We start from the raw sequence: 14,646 nt of genomic DNA, 5'->3' as shown, positions 1-14,646 counted from the left end.
GGCCGGCACGCCTTTTGTCAGCCGCGGCGCGCCGTCTGCCGCAGATACTCGACGACCTGAAGCTTCTGGTCGAGTGCGAGTCCCCGTCTGCGGTTCCGGCCGCGCTCCACGAGTGCGCCGACCACCTGGAGGGCCTCGTCCTGACACGCGTTGATCGCCGGGCCGAGTCGCGAGGCGAAGCACTGCCGCACCTGCGGTGGCGGTGGGGTGGCTCGCCCAACCGCGTCCTGATGCTCACCCACTTCGACACGGTCTGGCCCGTGGGCACGCTCGTGGACTTCCCCTTCTCCCACGAGGACGGCCTGGTCCGCGGACCCGGGAGCTTCGACATGAAGGCAGGAATCGTCATCGCGGTGCATGCGCTGGCGGTGCTCCGGGAGGTGGCCGGCGATCGCGCGCTCGACGGGATCTGCCTGCTCTCCACCGCCGACGAGGAACTCGGGTCCGGCGGGTCGCGGGCGCTGATCGAGACGGAGGCAGAAGGCTGCCGGGCCGCGCTCGTCTTCGAGGGTGCCGGCGCGGACGGCGCGCTGAAGACCGCCCGCAAGGGCACCGCACACTACGTGCTCCGCGTGCACGGCAAGGCGTCCCATGCCGGCCTGGAACCGGAACGAGGCGTGAACTCGGCGCTGGACGCCTCCCGCCTGACCATCGCCGCGGCACGGCTGTCCGACCCGGCCCGGGGAACCACCGTGACACCGACCCTCCTCACGGCGGGCACGTCCAGGAACACCGTTCCCGACCTCGCCGAGATTTCTCTCGACGTGCGGGCGGCCGACCCCGACGAACAGCAGCGTGTCGACAACGCGCTACGGCGGCTGGTGGCAGAGCCGTCCCCCATCGGGTGCGGCATCGAGCTCGTCGGCGGACCGAACCGCCCCCCGATGACGGCGCGGACGTCCGCGGCACTCTACGAGACCGCGCGGCGGGTGAACCGCTCGCTCGACCTGCCCGAACTCAAGCAGGTCTCGGTCGGCGGTGGCTCGGACGGCAACCTCACCGCGGCGCTGGGCATCCCCACGCTGGACGGGCTCGGCGCGGTCGGTGGCGGCGCGCACACCCGCGAGGAGCGGGTCATCGCCGACCGCTTCGTCGACCGCGTCGCCCTTGCCGCCGCGCTCCTCGCCGAACTGCTCGACGCCCCCATGACAGGAGACGACCGTGGCTGAGCCGCTGGACCCGTTCGCCCCGGCGACGGAGGTCGCCCGCCGCATCCGGGAGCGCGAGGTGACGCCGTTGGAGGTGGCACGGTTCTACCGCGACCGCGTGGACCGGCTCAACGACCGTCTCAACGCGATCGTCTGGCTGGACGAGGCGTTCCTCGACCGCGCCGAGCGCGCGACCAGGGAGCTGGCGGACCTCCGCGACCTCCCGGCGTTCTTCGGCGTGCCGATCGCGGTCAAGGACGTCCAGAACGTCGCGGGACAGCCGAACACAAAGTCGTCCCTGGCCGTCTCGGCCGCGCCGCAGGTGCGCGGCGACATCTTCGTCGAGCGGCTGCTCGCCGCCGGCTTCACGCCGATCGGCCGAACCGCCTCGTCCGAGTTGGCGGCGACGCCGACGACCGAGAGCATCAAGCACGGCGTCACCCGCAACCCGTGGCACCCGGAGGTGAGCCCGGCCGGGTCGAGCGGCGGGTCGGCGGCGGCGATCGCCGCGGGCATGGTGCCGGCGGCGACCGCTACGGACGGCGCCGGCTCGATCCGCCTTCCCGCGTCCGCCTGCGGCCTCGTCGGCCTCAAACCCACCCGCGGGCTGCTCCCGCAGCGGACACCGAACTGGGAGGGCTCATCCGTCGACGGCGTACTGACCCGGGCCGTCGCCGACACCGCCGCGATCCTGGACGTCGTCGCCGCTCCCGACCCGTATGCGTGGACGGTGACCGCGACCCCGCCGCCGGACTACCAGCGGGCCCTCCACGACGATCCGCCGCCGCTGCGCATCGCCGTACTCCTGCAGGCGCCCGGCGACATCGAAGTGGACGACGAGTGCGTGGCGGCGACCCGCGAGGTCGCCGACCGGCTCGCCCGGGACGGGCACGAGATCGTCGAGGTGGCGCCGACGATCGCGCAGAGCCAGGCGATCGACCTCTACCGCCGCTTCGTCGGCCCGGCCGGCAGCCACCTGCTCGACTACGACCTCAGCCAGCCGATGCAGCCGGGCGTACGCGCACGCCTGCGCCACGTCGAGGACATGTCGGTACGGGACTACGTGCGCGCCGTGGCCGAGCTGAAACGGCTGACCCGCGACCTGGTGCGCCCCTGGGTCGAGGACTTCGCCGTCCTGGTGACGCCGACGAGCGCGGTCCGCACCCCGCCGCACGGCGTGGTCACCCACGAACACAACAACCCCGACCAGGGGCAACCGACTCTCAAGGCGGTCGGGGCATTCACCGGATGGGTCAACGTCGCCGGGCTGCCTGCGATCTCGTTGCCGACCCACACCGACTCGCGCGACGCCCCGCTCGGCGTCCAACTCGTCGGCGGCCCGTTCTCCGAGGCTTCGCTTCTGAGAATCGGCCGGCGGCTCGAACGGCAGTACCGCTGGCCCGACCGCCGCCCGGCCGGGACCTGAAGGAGAGGCAGCAGTGACAGACACACAAAGCGAACAGAAAGGTCAGGGCAACCCCATGGGAATGGACACCACCGAGTATGACAAGCGGCAGGTGCTGGCCCTGCACAAGCAGTGGTGGAAGGCGAACGTCGGGCTCGACATCCCGGCCATGCGCGAGTGCTTCCCCTCGGGCAACGCCTTCTCGATGTTCAACCGCAACAGCTTCACGTACTTCGGCGTCGAGGAGGTGGCCAAGCTCTGGCAGCACTTCATCGACACCGGCATCCCGCCCCGCCTGACGCAGACCGTGGCCGTCCTGCGCATCGAGGCGCGCGCCGACACCGCCTGGGTCATCAGCGAGCTCACCTACCGGCGCGTCGCCCCCGTCCAGACCGAACGGCACTGGGAGGTCCCCGACGTCGACCAGACCCTCGGCAGCAAGGCAACCGAGATCTATCACCGCGACAACGGCGCGGGCGTGCCGGCGTGGAAGATGTGGCACTTCCACTCCGGACCGCTTCAACCCTTCCAGGAGCCGCGCCCGGCTTTCGACGACACGCTGACCGACCGGGGCCTCGGCGGCAACCCGTACGGGGAGCCGATCACCTACACCTTCACCCTCGACCGGCCGGCCTGAGAGCGCGCGGACGATGACGGAGAAGCGCGCCCCCCGGATGTCGCTGATGCTGAGCAGCGCGGTCCCGCCCGATCAGACCCTCGCGGTCGCCCGGTTCGCCGAACAGTCCCGCTACTCCAGACTCTGGATCACCGAGGACTACTTCCGTAAGGGCGCCTTCTCCACCGCCGGAGCCGCGCTCGCGGCGACCGGCGGCATCAAGGTCGGCCTCGGCATCGCGTCCCTGTACGTGCGAAGTCCCGCCACCTTCGCCATGGAGGTCGCCACCCTCGACGCGATGTTCCCGGAAAGGTTCGAGGCCGGCATCGGGCTAGGCAGCCTGCGGGCCCTCGACACCCTTGGCCGCCGGCCCGACAAGGCTATCGGGTCGTTAACCGACCGCCTCCGGCTCCTGCGCTCGCTGCTGTCCGGCGCGGACACGCGCTGGCGGGACGAGTTCGACAACCTCGACGGAGTACGGCTGGACTATCCGGCGACGAAGCCCCCGCGCCTCTGGGCGGCCGCTGAGTCCCCCCAAATGCTGCGAATGGCCGCACGGGAGTCGGACGGGCTCATCCTCTCGGCGCTCTCCTCGCCCGGGTACGTCTCCTGGGTACGCCAAGAGATCGCGCCCGCGCTCGCCAAGCGGGGCGTGGACCTGCCGATCGCGGCGTTCGTCTACACCAGCGTTAACGACGACGAGGAGGTCGCCTTCGGCAACGCACGGGAACTCGTCGCCGCCCGGCTCGCGTCCGGCCGCGTGGCGCCCACCCTCGCCCGAAGCGGGCTCTGGGAGCAGATCGAGCCGCTGCTCGGCCGCCCGGTCGACGACCTGCGGCCGCGGCTGGGGCCGGAGGTGGTCGGTAGCTTCGTCGCCTACGGCACGGTCGCGTCGTGCCGGGAACGCCTCCTCGCGTACACGGCCGCCGGCGTGGACGAGATCGCGCTGGCCCCGATTCCGGTCGCGGGGAAACTCAACCTCACCGAGGTGATGCCCCTCCTGGCACAGTTCGTTCGTACGACACCGTGAAGACCCACCACGGGGACGCTGACGCTATCGTCTCCCTGCGGCGGCCGCCCTGACCGAAGGACCGACAGTGACCCTCGACGAGACGCAGATCCACAGCACCGAGTCGGACAACCGCAGCCTGGTCAGCCCGAGGGACCGCTACGCGGCGCGGCTGCAGATGAACATGTCCGCCGCGAACCTGCGGGCCCGGGTGCTCGACGCCGAGCTGCGAAACCTCCAGCGGACCTTCGACCACCTGGGCGAGGACGACTCGCTCGTGCGGGCCGCGAGCGGCATCGTCAGCGCCCGGCGCCGCTTCATTGTCGGTGCGGGCAAGAGCCTCGCCCACGCCACACTGCTCGCCTGGGACCTCTCCGCCGGCCTCGGCCAGGTGCTGCTGGTCGACGAGGTCACCGTCCGCTCCCTCGACGTGCTCCTCGACGTGCGCCCCAGCGACGTCCTCGTCGCTTTCTCCTTCCGCCGGTACCAGCGCCGCACCGTGACGGTCGCGGAGGAGTTCGCGGCACAGGGTGGGGTCGTGATCGGGATCACTGACTCCCCGGACGCGCCGATCGCCCGGATCGCGCATGAGGTCGTCGTCGTACCCACCGTGAGCGCCTCCTACGCGGACTCGCCGACCGCCGTTGCCGCGGTCATCCACCTGCTCACGACGCTGACCACTGCGAGCGCGAAGGGCGCGCGGCGTAGGCTCGCCGAACGGGAGCGCCTGCACCAGGCGCTCGACACGTACCTGGAATGACGGCGACGCCGGAGGCACACGGGTGAGGGTCATCGGTATAGATCTCTATCGGGTCAGGCTGCCGCTGAGGTCGACCTTCGAGACCAGTTCCCACCGCAAGAACGCAATTGAGCACATCCTCGTCCGTCTCCACGACGAGTCGGGCCTCGACGGCTGGGGCGAGATCGCGTGCGGTAACGGCCCATGGTTCTCCTCGGAGTACGTCTCGACCGCATGGGCCGTCGCCACGGAGTTCCTCGCCCCCGCGGTGCTCGACCATCAGTGGCGGCATCCCGGCGAACTGAACGCGCGATGGTCGGGGATCGCCGGGCACCAGGCGGCGAAGGCGGGGTTCGACGGCGCCGCATGGGACCTGTCGGCCAGACGCGACGGCATACCGCTGACGGTCGCTCTCGGGACTTCGCCGAGGACGATCCCGGTCGGCGTCTCGGTCGGCATCGAGGAGTCGAGCCGGTGCCTGGTCGAGCGCGTGGGCGGCTATCTCGACGAGGGATACCACCGGGTGAAACTCAAGATCAGGCCCGGCTGGGACGTCGAGCCGGTCCGGGCGGTGCGGCGCGCCTACCCCGACCTCCTGCTGCACGTCGACGCCAACGGCGCCTACCGGCCGGGAGCCGAGTCCGACGAGGTGATGCGCCATCTGGACGGGCTGGGGCTGGCCATGGTGGAACAGCCGTACCCCGGCCGGGACTTCGTGTCTCACGCCCGCCTGCGGCAGCGGATCGCGACACCACTGTGCCTCGACGAGTCCATCGAGGACGCCGCCGACCTGGAGACGATGGTCACGCTGGACGCGGCACAGGTGGTCAACCTCAAAGTCTCCCGTGTGGGCGGTTTGACGCCCGCGCTGGCCCTCGCCCGGCAGTGCGCCGAAAACGGCGTCAGCGTCTGGTGCGGCGGCATGCACGAGTTCGGAGTGGGTCGCGCGGCCAACATCGCCTTTGCGTGCGATCCCGCCTTCGGCTACCCGAGCGACCTCTCCGGCTCCGACAAATACTTCACACACGACATCGTCGATCCGCCGATCATCGCGCGGGACGGATACGTTTCCCCAGCGCCGGGCCCCGGCCTGGGCTTGGCGGTCGACCTGGCCCGGATCGAGTCGGTCGCCCTCGACATCAACCGGCGCCGAGCCCCGCGCTGACATTCGCCCTCCACCCACCCCACGCCCGTTGGGGAGCACGGTCGGTGAGGCGGCCGAGCATCGTCCGGGCACAGTCCCCCCGCCCGAGGGAACACTGAATCGCCCTTCACGACAACGGCGGTCGTGGCGGTACACCCCCACGCCCATGGCCAGCGGCTGATTCGCCGCAGGCAACGGCGGTGAGATCCTCGCCGACGCCATAGCGCCAGCGCCGGTCGGGTCGTGGTCGCCTACGCCGTGGACCAGGTCCCGGTTGAGATCCTCGCCGACGCCGTAGCGCCAGCGCCGGCACGTCGCGTCGACCGGCGTCATCGGCGCGATCAATGTTGAGACCCTCGCCGTCGCCGTAGCGGCAGCGCCGGCTGACGATCCTCTTCGACCAGGCGCCGTACGTCGAGCGCCGACGGATGGCAGTCGACTTGACCTCAGACCTGTTCCGTCATTGGTTGCCAGTCGATGTGGCCGGGGCGTTGTCCGTCGGTGGTCAGGAAGTCGCGTGCCGCCTGTCGGGCGGTTGCCGGGTGGATGCGGGTCCTGGCCGTTGAGTACTCGGTCGGGGTGCCGCCGTAGTTGAACCAGATCGGCTCGCTGGCGGGTTCGAGGGTGGGATCGACGGCCCAGACCTGGTCGGGGTCCAGGTATGCGAACGACCGATCGGGGTGCCCCAGTCCGATCTGGAGGATCCTCTGTTCGTCCCACGGGTCGCCGTGGTCGGGGTTGAACAGGTTGACCATCTGTGGCCGCCGTTCGTCGGTGATGTGGTCGAGCACGGTGTCGAGTTCCTCGACGGTGGCGACCGGGACGGCGGCGTTGCGGCCCCACTGTACGGCGAACTTCACGACCGGATCCCTTTCCCGTTTCCCTCGTACTCGTCGTAGTACCGTACGCCTTCGGGTGTCTCCGGCGCCTTCACCCAGACCCGCATCCGCTGGCCCGGCCGCAGCAGACCGGGCAGTAGGGTGTCGCAGCTCAAGGGACCGACACAGACGTCGTTGTTGACCACGACATCGACGCTGTCGGGGGCTTGGTTCCGGCGCATCATTGCCGCCGCGTACGACTCCACGTGGCTGATGACGGTCATCCAGCCACGCGCCCGAGGTACCAGGTCATCGGCCAGCGAGGGGTCCTCTCCGGACCGGATTGGTCGACGGGTCAACCGACGCCCGTCCGGATCGAACATCACGCCATGGGTCGGGCCCTGGTCCCCGTCACGTCGAGGTAGTCGCCGGGCCGCGTCCCCGATCCACGCCGGCACCGGCCGGCCGGTCGGCGTGTCGGCAGATGCCGGATCGGGTGCCGGCGACCCCGAAGGTACGCCCACACCCGCAGCCGGTTTCCCGAACCGCCGAGCTGACCCGCCTCGGCAACGGCCGCCTCGACATCCCGCACGGTGTCCGCACCGTATTGACCGACCGCGACCAGGGCCTGTCGGACCGCGTCCAGCCGCGCCATCATCACACCAGGATCGCCACCCCGCAGAATCGCAACGGTCAACTGCCTGGCCTGGTCAACCTGGCCGATACACCGCCCAACCTCGGCAGGAAGCGCGCCCAGACGATGCAGTAACGGGGCAAACGCAGCGGTGATCTGACCGGCCGTGGGCTGTGCGTGCGCGCCGGCTACCGCTGTGCCGGTCTCGCCGACCAGCACCGACAGGCCACCGATCCCGGCCTGGAGCTGCCCGAGCAGGTCGCGGACCCTGGCCATCTCACGGGCGACGCCGATGAAACCTGCCCCCGCCGCATGCGCGACTACCTGCTGTGCGGAGTGATCAGCCGCCGCGGTCTGCTCCTGCGCATGCCTGATAGCCGCCGTCATCGCGTGCAGCCTGCTCCGGATGGAATCGATCAGCGACACGCCCACCTCCCGCTCAACCAGCCCATCATCGGCAATGATCCGGCCTCCACGAAAGTCCGACGGGCGAAATGTTCGAACGGACAGCTATGGACAGGCATCACTTGGTCACTCCCGGTTTCCCGATGCTGCGTTACGGGTGCCGATGCCGCAGATCGTCGTGGCATCGACCGCACGGTGATCGGGTAGCAGATCTGTCCGCCGCCCATTGTGGATCTTTGCGAGTGAATTGTCGTCGGGGACAGCTATGGGCGTGGACAGCCCAAGGGGCGCCTTGATCGGTAGACGAGCGGTGTCGGGGCTGTGGTAGCTGAGATCGCTGCAGTTCTGCGGTTCGTCGCCAGAGCTGATCCTGTACAAGCCGCCGAAAACCAACCGGAGCGTGCCGGTGATCTCAAGGACCCGGTGGACATGCCCGAAGACCCACGTCCTCCCGGCGACATAGTGCAGCCGAGTGGTTTCGGATCCGTATGGTCCTTGCCGCCAGGGGGTCTGCAGCCGATCGTGGAGCGGGCTGGTGACCGCGGCCCCGACGCTGGCCGTAGGCGGGGTTGCGAGGACCTGCTCAGCATCGCCGTGGACAGTGATCGCCTCATCCCGGTGCTGCAGGAACCGGTCAGCCGGGTCACCCGGGTTAGTGTCGAAGATGGTCATCCGGTCTCTCCGCCCTGCCGCCGGGGACGCCGGGGCGGACGACGAACCACGCCTGCCCAGTCGGAAGTGGTGACCTGCCACCAGGTACGGGCCACACCGTCAGCCTCGTGTGTGGTGCGGGGCCGGCTCGGCCGGTCCCAGCCGGGGGTGGCGGGCAGGTCGGCTACGGCGGTCCAGCCTGCGGCGCGGAGGCTGGTGCCGGGCTCGTCGGAGCGGGTGTAGGTGATCATGCGCTGGTAGCCCATGTGGCGGGCGACGCGCCAGGCGGCGGCCAGGAGGACGGAGCAGGCGTTGCGGGAGCCGTCGGTGGCCAGGCGGGTGATCTCGGCGGTGAGTCCGTCGTCGAGGTGGCGGGCAACGGGCCGGCCGACCACCGCCACTCCGAGCAGGTCCCCGGCGGGGTTGGTCAGGCCGAGGGAGAACTTGTGCCCTTGCGGCGGGGTGAGGTGGCGGTGGTGGTCGGTGATGAAGTCTCTGGCCTGCCGGTAGGTGACAGGGCGGACGCGAGGCCGGGGCAGCCGGCGGTAGGAGTCGCTGATCATCGGCACGTTCCCTGCTCGTCGGCTTCCAGCGGGTCCGCCGCCGGCGGGTGCTGAAACACGTAGGTGTCCTCGTAGGCGGTCTGGTGGAGGGGAAAGCCGTCGGGCAGCGAGGCGGGCGCCCAGGGCAGGCGTATCGGCGGTGTGGGAACGAGGTGGCCGGCGCGGACGTTGGCCAGCAGGCCGATGCTGTGCTCGATGAGCGTCACCCTGGCGCCGGTTCCGGTAGCGAGGACTGTGTCGGGGTCGGCTGTGTCGTTGGGGTGGCGGCGCGGCGCGACCACGACGGTGGCGTCCTGCCGCAGCAGCGGTACGCAGCCGGCGAGTACCGCAGTCGGGCCGGTGGTGAGGTCGCCACAGTAAGAACGGTTCGCGACACGGCTGAGCATGGTGGGCCCGTACGGCGGCGAGGTCACCACCAGCACGGGACGTTCCGGCCGCATCGAAGCGAGCACATTCGCCAGGTTCCCGCGACGCTGCGCGGCTACCGGGCGCTGCTCGAGCCACACCGGCCGCTGCGGCACGGACACCAGCGAGGGACCGGGTTGGGTGTCAGCCACGGTGGCCTCCCGCGACGACGAACACAAGGACGTCGACGTGGGTGCGTCGCCCGGCTGTCGAACTGCCGGAGTTCGTGTCGTCGTCGGACGTGGTGTCGCCCGTGGTAAGAGCGATCGGGACGGTGATCGCGATGATGCGCTGCAGGTAGGCCATTCCGCCGGCGTCCGCGGCCGGGATCAGGCGGTGGGTCTGCTCCGGGTAGCTGCCCGCCGGCTGGTTGGGGTCGACGATGAGGACCGCGAACCCGTCCGGGGTGACGACCAGCCGGAAGGCGCGGAACAGGTCCACCACGGCGTCAGCTGCCGCGGCCGGCCGGGGCCATCGCAGCACGATGAGGTCGACCCGGACGTCGTCCACGTCGGTGAGATCGGCTGGATGGGTGACCGGCAGGTAGAGACGACCGGCTGCGGTGGTCGCCTCCTCGATTGCTGGGTCGCCGTCGAAGTCGACCACGGTCGTGTCACGCTGACTGAAGGTCACGACGATCCGCCGCGCCAGCCGCTGCCGGAACGACTCCTCGTCATCGCCATCTCTCGGCACGGCGCGCCAGACCGAGATCGGTACCGGTGGGCCGTCGGTGAGGTCCACACGCAGGAAGTCGCGGTACGCGACGTCAGCGGGTAGGGACGCGTCGCGACTCGCCGGCTCGCCGGGCGGCGGCTGATGCGGCTCGCCATGATGCTCGGATGTTGCAAAGGGATCGGTCATCGGTAGGTGGCTTCCACCGGCGGCCCGTGCTCACGACTCCCAAAAGCGCACCCAACCCCGGATCTGCGGGGGCTCGCCTGTCGTGCCCAGGCCAACAGCACCCAACAGCGACGCGGCCGTGGACGCGCTCGCGGCCACGAACCCGGACCGCTCACGCAACAGCGGACCGGGGACTACCCAACGACGCGCGACGACCAACCAAACAAGCAGCGCGTAGTCCTGCGGACAGGCGGGCCACAGACCGTATCCACAGGTTCCTGCCGGCGAGGAGGACGGCTAACAGGTCACACCATCCCGTGCATCGAGCCGACAAGGCCGGCGGCCTGGCCATGTGTGCAGCCGGCGAGGTGGCAAAGACCTCGACCGCCGCCGCTGTTGGCCAACTACCCGCCAACAGCGGCTGGCAGGCCCGTGAGCTGGCCCGACAGCAACTCCCCGCACCTGCAGCCCACGCACCGGCTCCGGGTGCCACAGCGACACGGTCGCGCGGATCAAAGCTCTGACCTGCGCCCAACAGCTGGCCATGCCTTACCTCTCCCCCACCGCCGTTGCCCAACAGGGTTGGCGTGTCGCTATCACTGTTGGGTGGCCGTGCGTGGATGGGCCGTGGCTGTGCCGACCGGCGCGGCGTCGCAAGGATCTCGGGAGAGCTTCATGCCTTCGATCTTCGACGGGGAGTCGCCGCTCGACGCCCACCAGCGCGCGTTCAACCTGCTCGTCCGCCGGCCTGTGCCAATCGCCTTCGACGGTTGCGGCTTCTCCGGCTGCCCCCAACGGATCATGGCCCTGGACGAGCTGAAGACCTTCCTGCTCGACCGCGACACGACACCGGAGGTCCGCGACAGCGTGTGGCGCGAACTGGTCGTACGGGCTCGCCGCGACGGCGCTGGATGGGGCATCGGCGCGATCGGCATCGCCATGCCCGGCCTGCGCAAGCGGGCCGGCGACATCACCCGCGGCTACCGCGGCGACACCGACGACATCGACGCCGAGATGCTCAAAACCTTCTGGGAGCAGATGCTCCAACGTGTCGACCTCGACCAGCACCGTATTCTCGGGCGGATACTCGACGCCGCCGAACGCGCCGGCCGCAAGATCCGCTACGCCGATGTCACCACCGACCAACTCGACAGCGAACCGGCCGGGCCACGCCTCCCTCTCCACCCGTGGGACCACCCCGAGTTCGTCCTCGCTCGCGCCATCGCCCTCGGTGTAATCGACGCCGACGACGCGAACCTCATCGCCGAAACCCGACTCGAAGGCGTATCGGTGCAGACCGCCGCCGCCCGCCGCAGTATCCAGGGCCAGCTCGCCTCCCAGTGGCGCGACCGGGCAGAACTGCGTCTGGTCGCAGCCATCCGTGCCGGCGAACTCGCCCACGTGCGCCTACGCCCGCGGCCAGTCAGGCCCGTCCCACGAACCGCGTTGATCGCCTGGCCCGGGGCATAGGAGCGCGACCCGACTGCGCTGGCCTGGAGATGAGGTGCCTCCGGCAGCTCAGCGGCTCCACGAAAGCGGGGTAGCTCAGTACCCGAAGGAGTTCTGGCGTCAGGCTGCGATGCCTGGATCGGACGGCATTATCAACAGATCGTTTAGTTGGGAGTGAATGTTGGCTGCTGCCAGACCGGGAAACTGATCCGATTGACGCCACCGCGAGAGATCGGCTCGTCCTGACGTTGTGGTTGAGTGTATAGGTCGTACCGTTGGGCGTAGGGACGTCCATAGAAAAGGTACAGGTCGCCGGGCCGTGGTTCCGATAAGTAAGGGTGGCTGGTGAGGACCGCCTGAATGCCGCGTCCAAGCGCTATTGCGTACACGTCAGTCTCGGTATCGACGATGTGCCACTCGTTGGACTCCCACATCATAGTGCGTGCGCCTTCAGGATTGTCGGGGTCGTACTCCTGAGCCAGTACTCGCGTGTTGTCGGCCCAGCGGACGGATTCAGGATTGAGCAATTGGCCGGTACGTGAGGCATCCACCGAGGTTGCTTGCCCGCTCTCCACATCGACGATGAAAAACTTGGACATGGTGTCCCACGGAGCGGCTACGGCCGCCACTCGGGTTCGATCCGGCGACATCACGCCGCGGGAGACCACCGCGTCAAGATGAAGCCGGCGGGACACCTCGCCGTCAGGACTGAGCCAAAGCAGGTTGCTGGATTCCTGATCCCAGACCTTGCCGTCGCGCCATTTCGGTTCCAATGCCAGCACTGTTCCCGTAGAGGTCAGTCCAGCGAAATCGGTGTACGGCGGCACGGACGCGACCCGCTGAAGTTTTCCCGAAGGTAGGTCCACTTGGTAAAGCCATCCTTCGGCTACATCGTCGGCGTCCATGGGATAGTCGGTCTCTATGCCGACGAGGGTGTTGGCGTCGACGAAACCAAAGGTTCCGTAGCCAACTGTTTCATCCGTCCAGTACGTCTTCCCAGTCTCAGTGTCCCAGATGAGCAACGACTGCGGGTATCCGCCGGAGCCGGGCAAATAGCTCGCGGCCAGGAATCGACCGTCGGGACCTAAGAGTATTTCCCCGTTGGGGGTTCCCTTGCCTTCAGGCGCGGTCTCGACCTCACCGGTCGCCGGCCTGACGACGTGCAGGCCAGCGCTGTCCCTGAAAGCGATCCCCACATGCGCTGGAGGGTCGAGATCTCGCTCATCATGGTCGGCCGAAGTAGAGAAACCGAAGTCAAACTCCTTCGAGAACAGATTCACATTCGCGTCGAGCCGGTCAATCGGCACGTCGATTTCGATGTCTAGGCCGGCTTCGAAGGACTGCCCGGCCGTGACCTCCAAGGGGTTCGCCGACGCCTTGACCTCAAGCCCGTAGGACATCCTTAGCAGCAGCTTGAGATCCGCTATCCAGGTGTTGCCGCCGAAAGAGAACGTCAGGCCACCCTGTGCCGTGGCTGCACCTTCGGCGGACACCGTCGTCTGGGAATACCGCTCCACTTCTGAGGGCCACCCACGCAGCGATCCCTTGGGGAGTTCTCCTGTGCGCCAAGACACGGGGATGGAGTGGCTGCCTTTTACGCCCCTCGAGAGCGCAATGTCACCATTGCTGGCAACCTCGGCTTGCGCGACGCCCTTCAGGTCACAGCCGAGTGAGAAGGGCCCGATCCGAAGTAGCTTCCCGACCACTGACTTGCAGATCCGGCTTACCGAGCGGCCCTGCTTCTTCAGGTCGATGTCCTTGCGGGTCGACATGTTCGTTCTGCCGGTCGCCGAAAAGCTGACTCCGGCGTCGTAGTCGACCTTTGGGGTTACACCTACCTCGACGTAGGGATCCCCCCAGAGGTCGATGTCTATGTACCCGTCAATGTTGATGTCCATGTTGGCGGCGAGCTGCACCTCCACCTTCTGAGGGCGGGCCCCCTCTCGTTCGTGTAGCGTTGCCTCGAACAGCGTCGATTCGAGCCTCTTCCACGGTTCTGCGGGTACGTGCGGCAGCGATAGTACGCCGCCACCGCCGCCAGCGGCTGGAGCCGGCATCACGGTGGTGTGCGCATGGTCGAACTGCATCACCAGCTTCGGAACCACCTCCAGCAGAGCTACGGGAGTTGTCCGAGCAACAACAGTGCCGCCCTTGCGCTCCAGTGCAACCACTCTGCGGGACAGGCCATCTCGGGTTCTTGGCCCCTCGGCCACGACGATCGCGTCGCCGGGCCGAAGACTGTCGGCGTACTCGCCAGCGATCAACACGACGTGGTCTGGTGCGACGGCGACGGTGGGCGGATCCTCGGGGTCGTCAACGACCTTTGTGGTGTACGGAATGGCCACCCGGTAGCGGGCATCGACCGTGACGGTGTCCGACGCCGCCACGTCGACTTGATGCGCGTCCACCGCGCCGTAGAACTTCGCCTCGCCAGCGTCCACCGGCGCGACGCTGATCGTGTATCTTCCCGGCCGCACCCACAGCGCCTTGGACGAACCCAGGCGCCAGACGCGTCCCTCGCCGTCAATCTCCACCTGTGGCACTGCGCCTGACGGAAGACCTCCGACCGTCACCACGAGCCGGCCACGTGGTTGCCCTTCTGAAGCGGCATTGGTTGAGATCACCACGGCGGTCAGTACAAGCAACGCCAGCAAACGACGGCCGAGCTGCATCGAAGCGACTCCCCAATGGGCGTAAGGAAAGAGTTGGGCACGATCCTTCCATCCCGAAGCAGGGTGCCGGAAGGTGTGTCCTTAACTCGCCCGAGTTATCCCGGCATAGGGATGGCAGCCGGAACCGAGTCCGATGTCGCTTGAACCC

General features: G+C 68.6%; 16 protein-coding genes. 7 read left to right on the top strand and 9 right to left on the bottom strand.

What is annotated here, in order from left to right; genetic code table 11:
- Window positions 1-17 precede the first annotated feature (17 nt).
- Window positions 18-242, bottom strand: a complete 225-nt coding sequence (locus tag QCD66_RS12060) for a hypothetical protein (RefSeq protein ID WP_375735111.1) — start codon at window positions 240-242, stop codon at window positions 18-20.
- A gap of 18 nt (window positions 243-260) precedes the next feature.
- Here QCD66_RS12060 and QCD66_RS12055 point away from each other — a divergent pair, with 18 nt between their 5' ends.
- From QCD66_RS12055 to menC, 6 genes are all read left to right on the top strand, one after another.
- Window positions 261-1,169: a M20/M25/M40 family metallo-hydrolase gene (locus QCD66_RS12055; RefSeq protein WP_375735112.1), complete on the top strand. Its 909-nt coding sequence runs from the start codon at window positions 261-263 to the stop codon at window positions 1,167-1,169.
- Window positions 1,162-2,574: an amidase gene (locus QCD66_RS12050; protein ID WP_375735113.1), complete on the top strand. Its 1,413-nt coding sequence runs from the start codon at window positions 1,162-1,164 to the stop codon at window positions 2,572-2,574. The genes QCD66_RS12055 and QCD66_RS12050 overlap by 8 nt, the downstream gene beginning before the upstream one ends.
- A 13-nt stretch (window positions 2,575-2,587) precedes the next feature.
- Complete coding sequence (locus QCD66_RS12045) at window positions 2,588-3,190, top strand: hypothetical protein (RefSeq protein ID WP_375735114.1); 603 nt, start codon at window positions 2,588-2,590, stop codon at window positions 3,188-3,190.
- A gap of 13 nt (window positions 3,191-3,203) precedes the next feature.
- Window positions 3,204-4,199: an LLM class flavin-dependent oxidoreductase gene (locus QCD66_RS12040; RefSeq protein WP_375735115.1), complete on the top strand. Its 996-nt coding sequence runs from the start codon at window positions 3,204-3,206 to the stop codon at window positions 4,197-4,199.
- A gap of 67 nt (window positions 4,200-4,266) precedes the next feature.
- Complete coding sequence (locus QCD66_RS12035; protein WP_375735116.1) at window positions 4,267-4,938, top strand: MurR/RpiR family transcriptional regulator; 672 nt, start codon at window positions 4,267-4,269, stop codon at window positions 4,936-4,938.
- A gap of 22 nt (window positions 4,939-4,960) precedes the next feature.
- Window positions 4,961-6,082, top strand: coding sequence for an o-succinylbenzoate synthase (gene menC, locus QCD66_RS12030; protein ID WP_375735117.1), 1,122 nt, complete (start codon window positions 4,961-4,963; stop codon window positions 6,080-6,082).
- Window positions 6,083-6,507: 425 nt separating this feature from the next.
- Here the strand turns inward: menC and QCD66_RS12025 are convergent, their stop codons facing one another.
- The 7 genes from QCD66_RS12025 to QCD66_RS11995 all read right to left on the bottom strand — a co-directional run bounded on the left by QCD66_RS12025 (window position 6,508) and on the right by QCD66_RS11995 (window position 10,398).
- The gene (locus QCD66_RS12025) at window positions 6,508-6,921 is read right to left on the bottom strand and encodes an Imm1 family immunity protein (protein WP_375735118.1); all 414 of its coding nucleotides are present in this window, start codon (window positions 6,919-6,921) and stop codon (window positions 6,508-6,510) included.
- Window positions 6,918-7,337, bottom strand: coding sequence for a DddA-like double-stranded DNA deaminase toxin (locus QCD66_RS12020; RefSeq protein ID WP_375735119.1), 420 nt, complete (start codon window positions 7,335-7,337; stop codon window positions 6,918-6,920). Before QCD66_RS12020 ends, QCD66_RS12025 begins: the two co-directional genes overlap by 4 nt.
- Complete coding sequence (locus tag QCD66_RS12015; protein ID WP_375735120.1) at window positions 7,262-7,939, bottom strand: DUF6244 family protein; 678 nt, start codon at window positions 7,937-7,939, stop codon at window positions 7,262-7,264. Before QCD66_RS12015 ends, QCD66_RS12020 begins: the two co-directional genes overlap by 76 nt.
- Window positions 7,940-8,044: 105 nt before the next feature.
- Window positions 8,045-8,590, bottom strand: coding sequence for a hypothetical protein (locus QCD66_RS12010; protein WP_375735121.1), 546 nt, complete (start codon window positions 8,588-8,590; stop codon window positions 8,045-8,047).
- Window positions 8,587-9,132 carry an XF1762 family protein gene (locus QCD66_RS12005; RefSeq protein WP_375735122.1) on the bottom strand — a complete coding sequence of 182 codons (546 nt, stop codon included), beginning with the start codon at window positions 9,130-9,132 and terminating at the stop codon, window positions 8,587-8,589. Before QCD66_RS12005 ends, QCD66_RS12010 begins: the two co-directional genes overlap by 4 nt.
- On the bottom strand, window positions 9,129-9,689 hold the full coding sequence (locus QCD66_RS12000) for a hypothetical protein (RefSeq protein WP_375735123.1): 561 nt from the start codon (window positions 9,687-9,689) through the stop codon (window positions 9,129-9,131). Before QCD66_RS12000 ends, QCD66_RS12005 begins: the two co-directional genes overlap by 4 nt.
- Window positions 9,682-10,398: a hypothetical protein gene (locus QCD66_RS11995; protein WP_375735124.1), complete on the bottom strand. Its 717-nt coding sequence runs from the start codon at window positions 10,396-10,398 to the stop codon at window positions 9,682-9,684. The genes QCD66_RS12000 and QCD66_RS11995 overlap by 8 nt, the downstream gene beginning before the upstream one ends.
- 654 nt (window positions 10,399-11,052) lie before the next feature.
- Here QCD66_RS11995 and QCD66_RS11990 point away from each other — a divergent pair.
- Entirely contained in the window at window positions 11,053-11,847 is a 795-nt protein-coding gene (locus QCD66_RS11990; RefSeq protein ID WP_375735125.1) for a hypothetical protein, read from the top strand.
- A gap of 143 nt (window positions 11,848-11,990) precedes the next feature.
- On the opposite strand, the gene QCD66_RS11985 is transcribed toward QCD66_RS11990, so the two are convergent.
- The gene (locus tag QCD66_RS11985; RefSeq protein WP_375735126.1) at window positions 11,991-14,498 is read right to left on the bottom strand and encodes a hypothetical protein; all 2,508 of its coding nucleotides are present in this window, start codon (window positions 14,496-14,498) and stop codon (window positions 11,991-11,993) included.
- Window positions 14,499-14,646 lie beyond the last annotated feature (148 nt).

Source organism: Polymorphospora sp. A560 (genome assembly GCF_045781765.1).
Classification (GTDB): Bacteria; Actinomycetota; Actinomycetes; order Mycobacteriales; family Micromonosporaceae; genus Polymorphospora; species Polymorphospora lycopeni.
Note: the sequence above shows the minus strand (reverse complement) of the source record. Positions and strands in the feature narration are given on the sequence as shown.

What these genes read in the sequence shown, in the direction of transcription:
- QCD66_RS12040 (WP_375735115.1), top strand. Translation starts at nt 3,204, where the DNA reads ATGACGGAGAAGCGCGCCCCCCGGATGTCGCTGATGCTGAGCAGCGCG.
- QCD66_RS11995 (WP_375735124.1), bottom strand. Translation starts at nt 10,398, where the DNA reads ATGACCGATCCCTTTGCAACATCCGAGCATCATGGCGAGCCGCATCAG.
- QCD66_RS11985 (WP_375735126.1), bottom strand. Translation starts at nt 14,498, where the DNA reads ATGCAGCTCGGCCGTCGTTTGCTGGCGTTGCTTGTACTGACCGCCGTG.
- QCD66_RS12010 (WP_375735121.1), bottom strand. Translation starts at nt 8,590, where the DNA reads ATGACCATCTTCGACACTAACCCGGGTGACCCGGCTGACCGGTTCCTG.
- QCD66_RS12005 (WP_375735122.1), bottom strand. Translation starts at nt 9,132, where the DNA reads ATGATCAGCGACTCCTACCGCCGGCTGCCCCGGCCTCGCGTCCGCCCT.
- QCD66_RS11990 (WP_375735125.1), top strand. Translation starts at nt 11,053, where the DNA reads ATGCCTTCGATCTTCGACGGGGAGTCGCCGCTCGACGCCCACCAGCGC.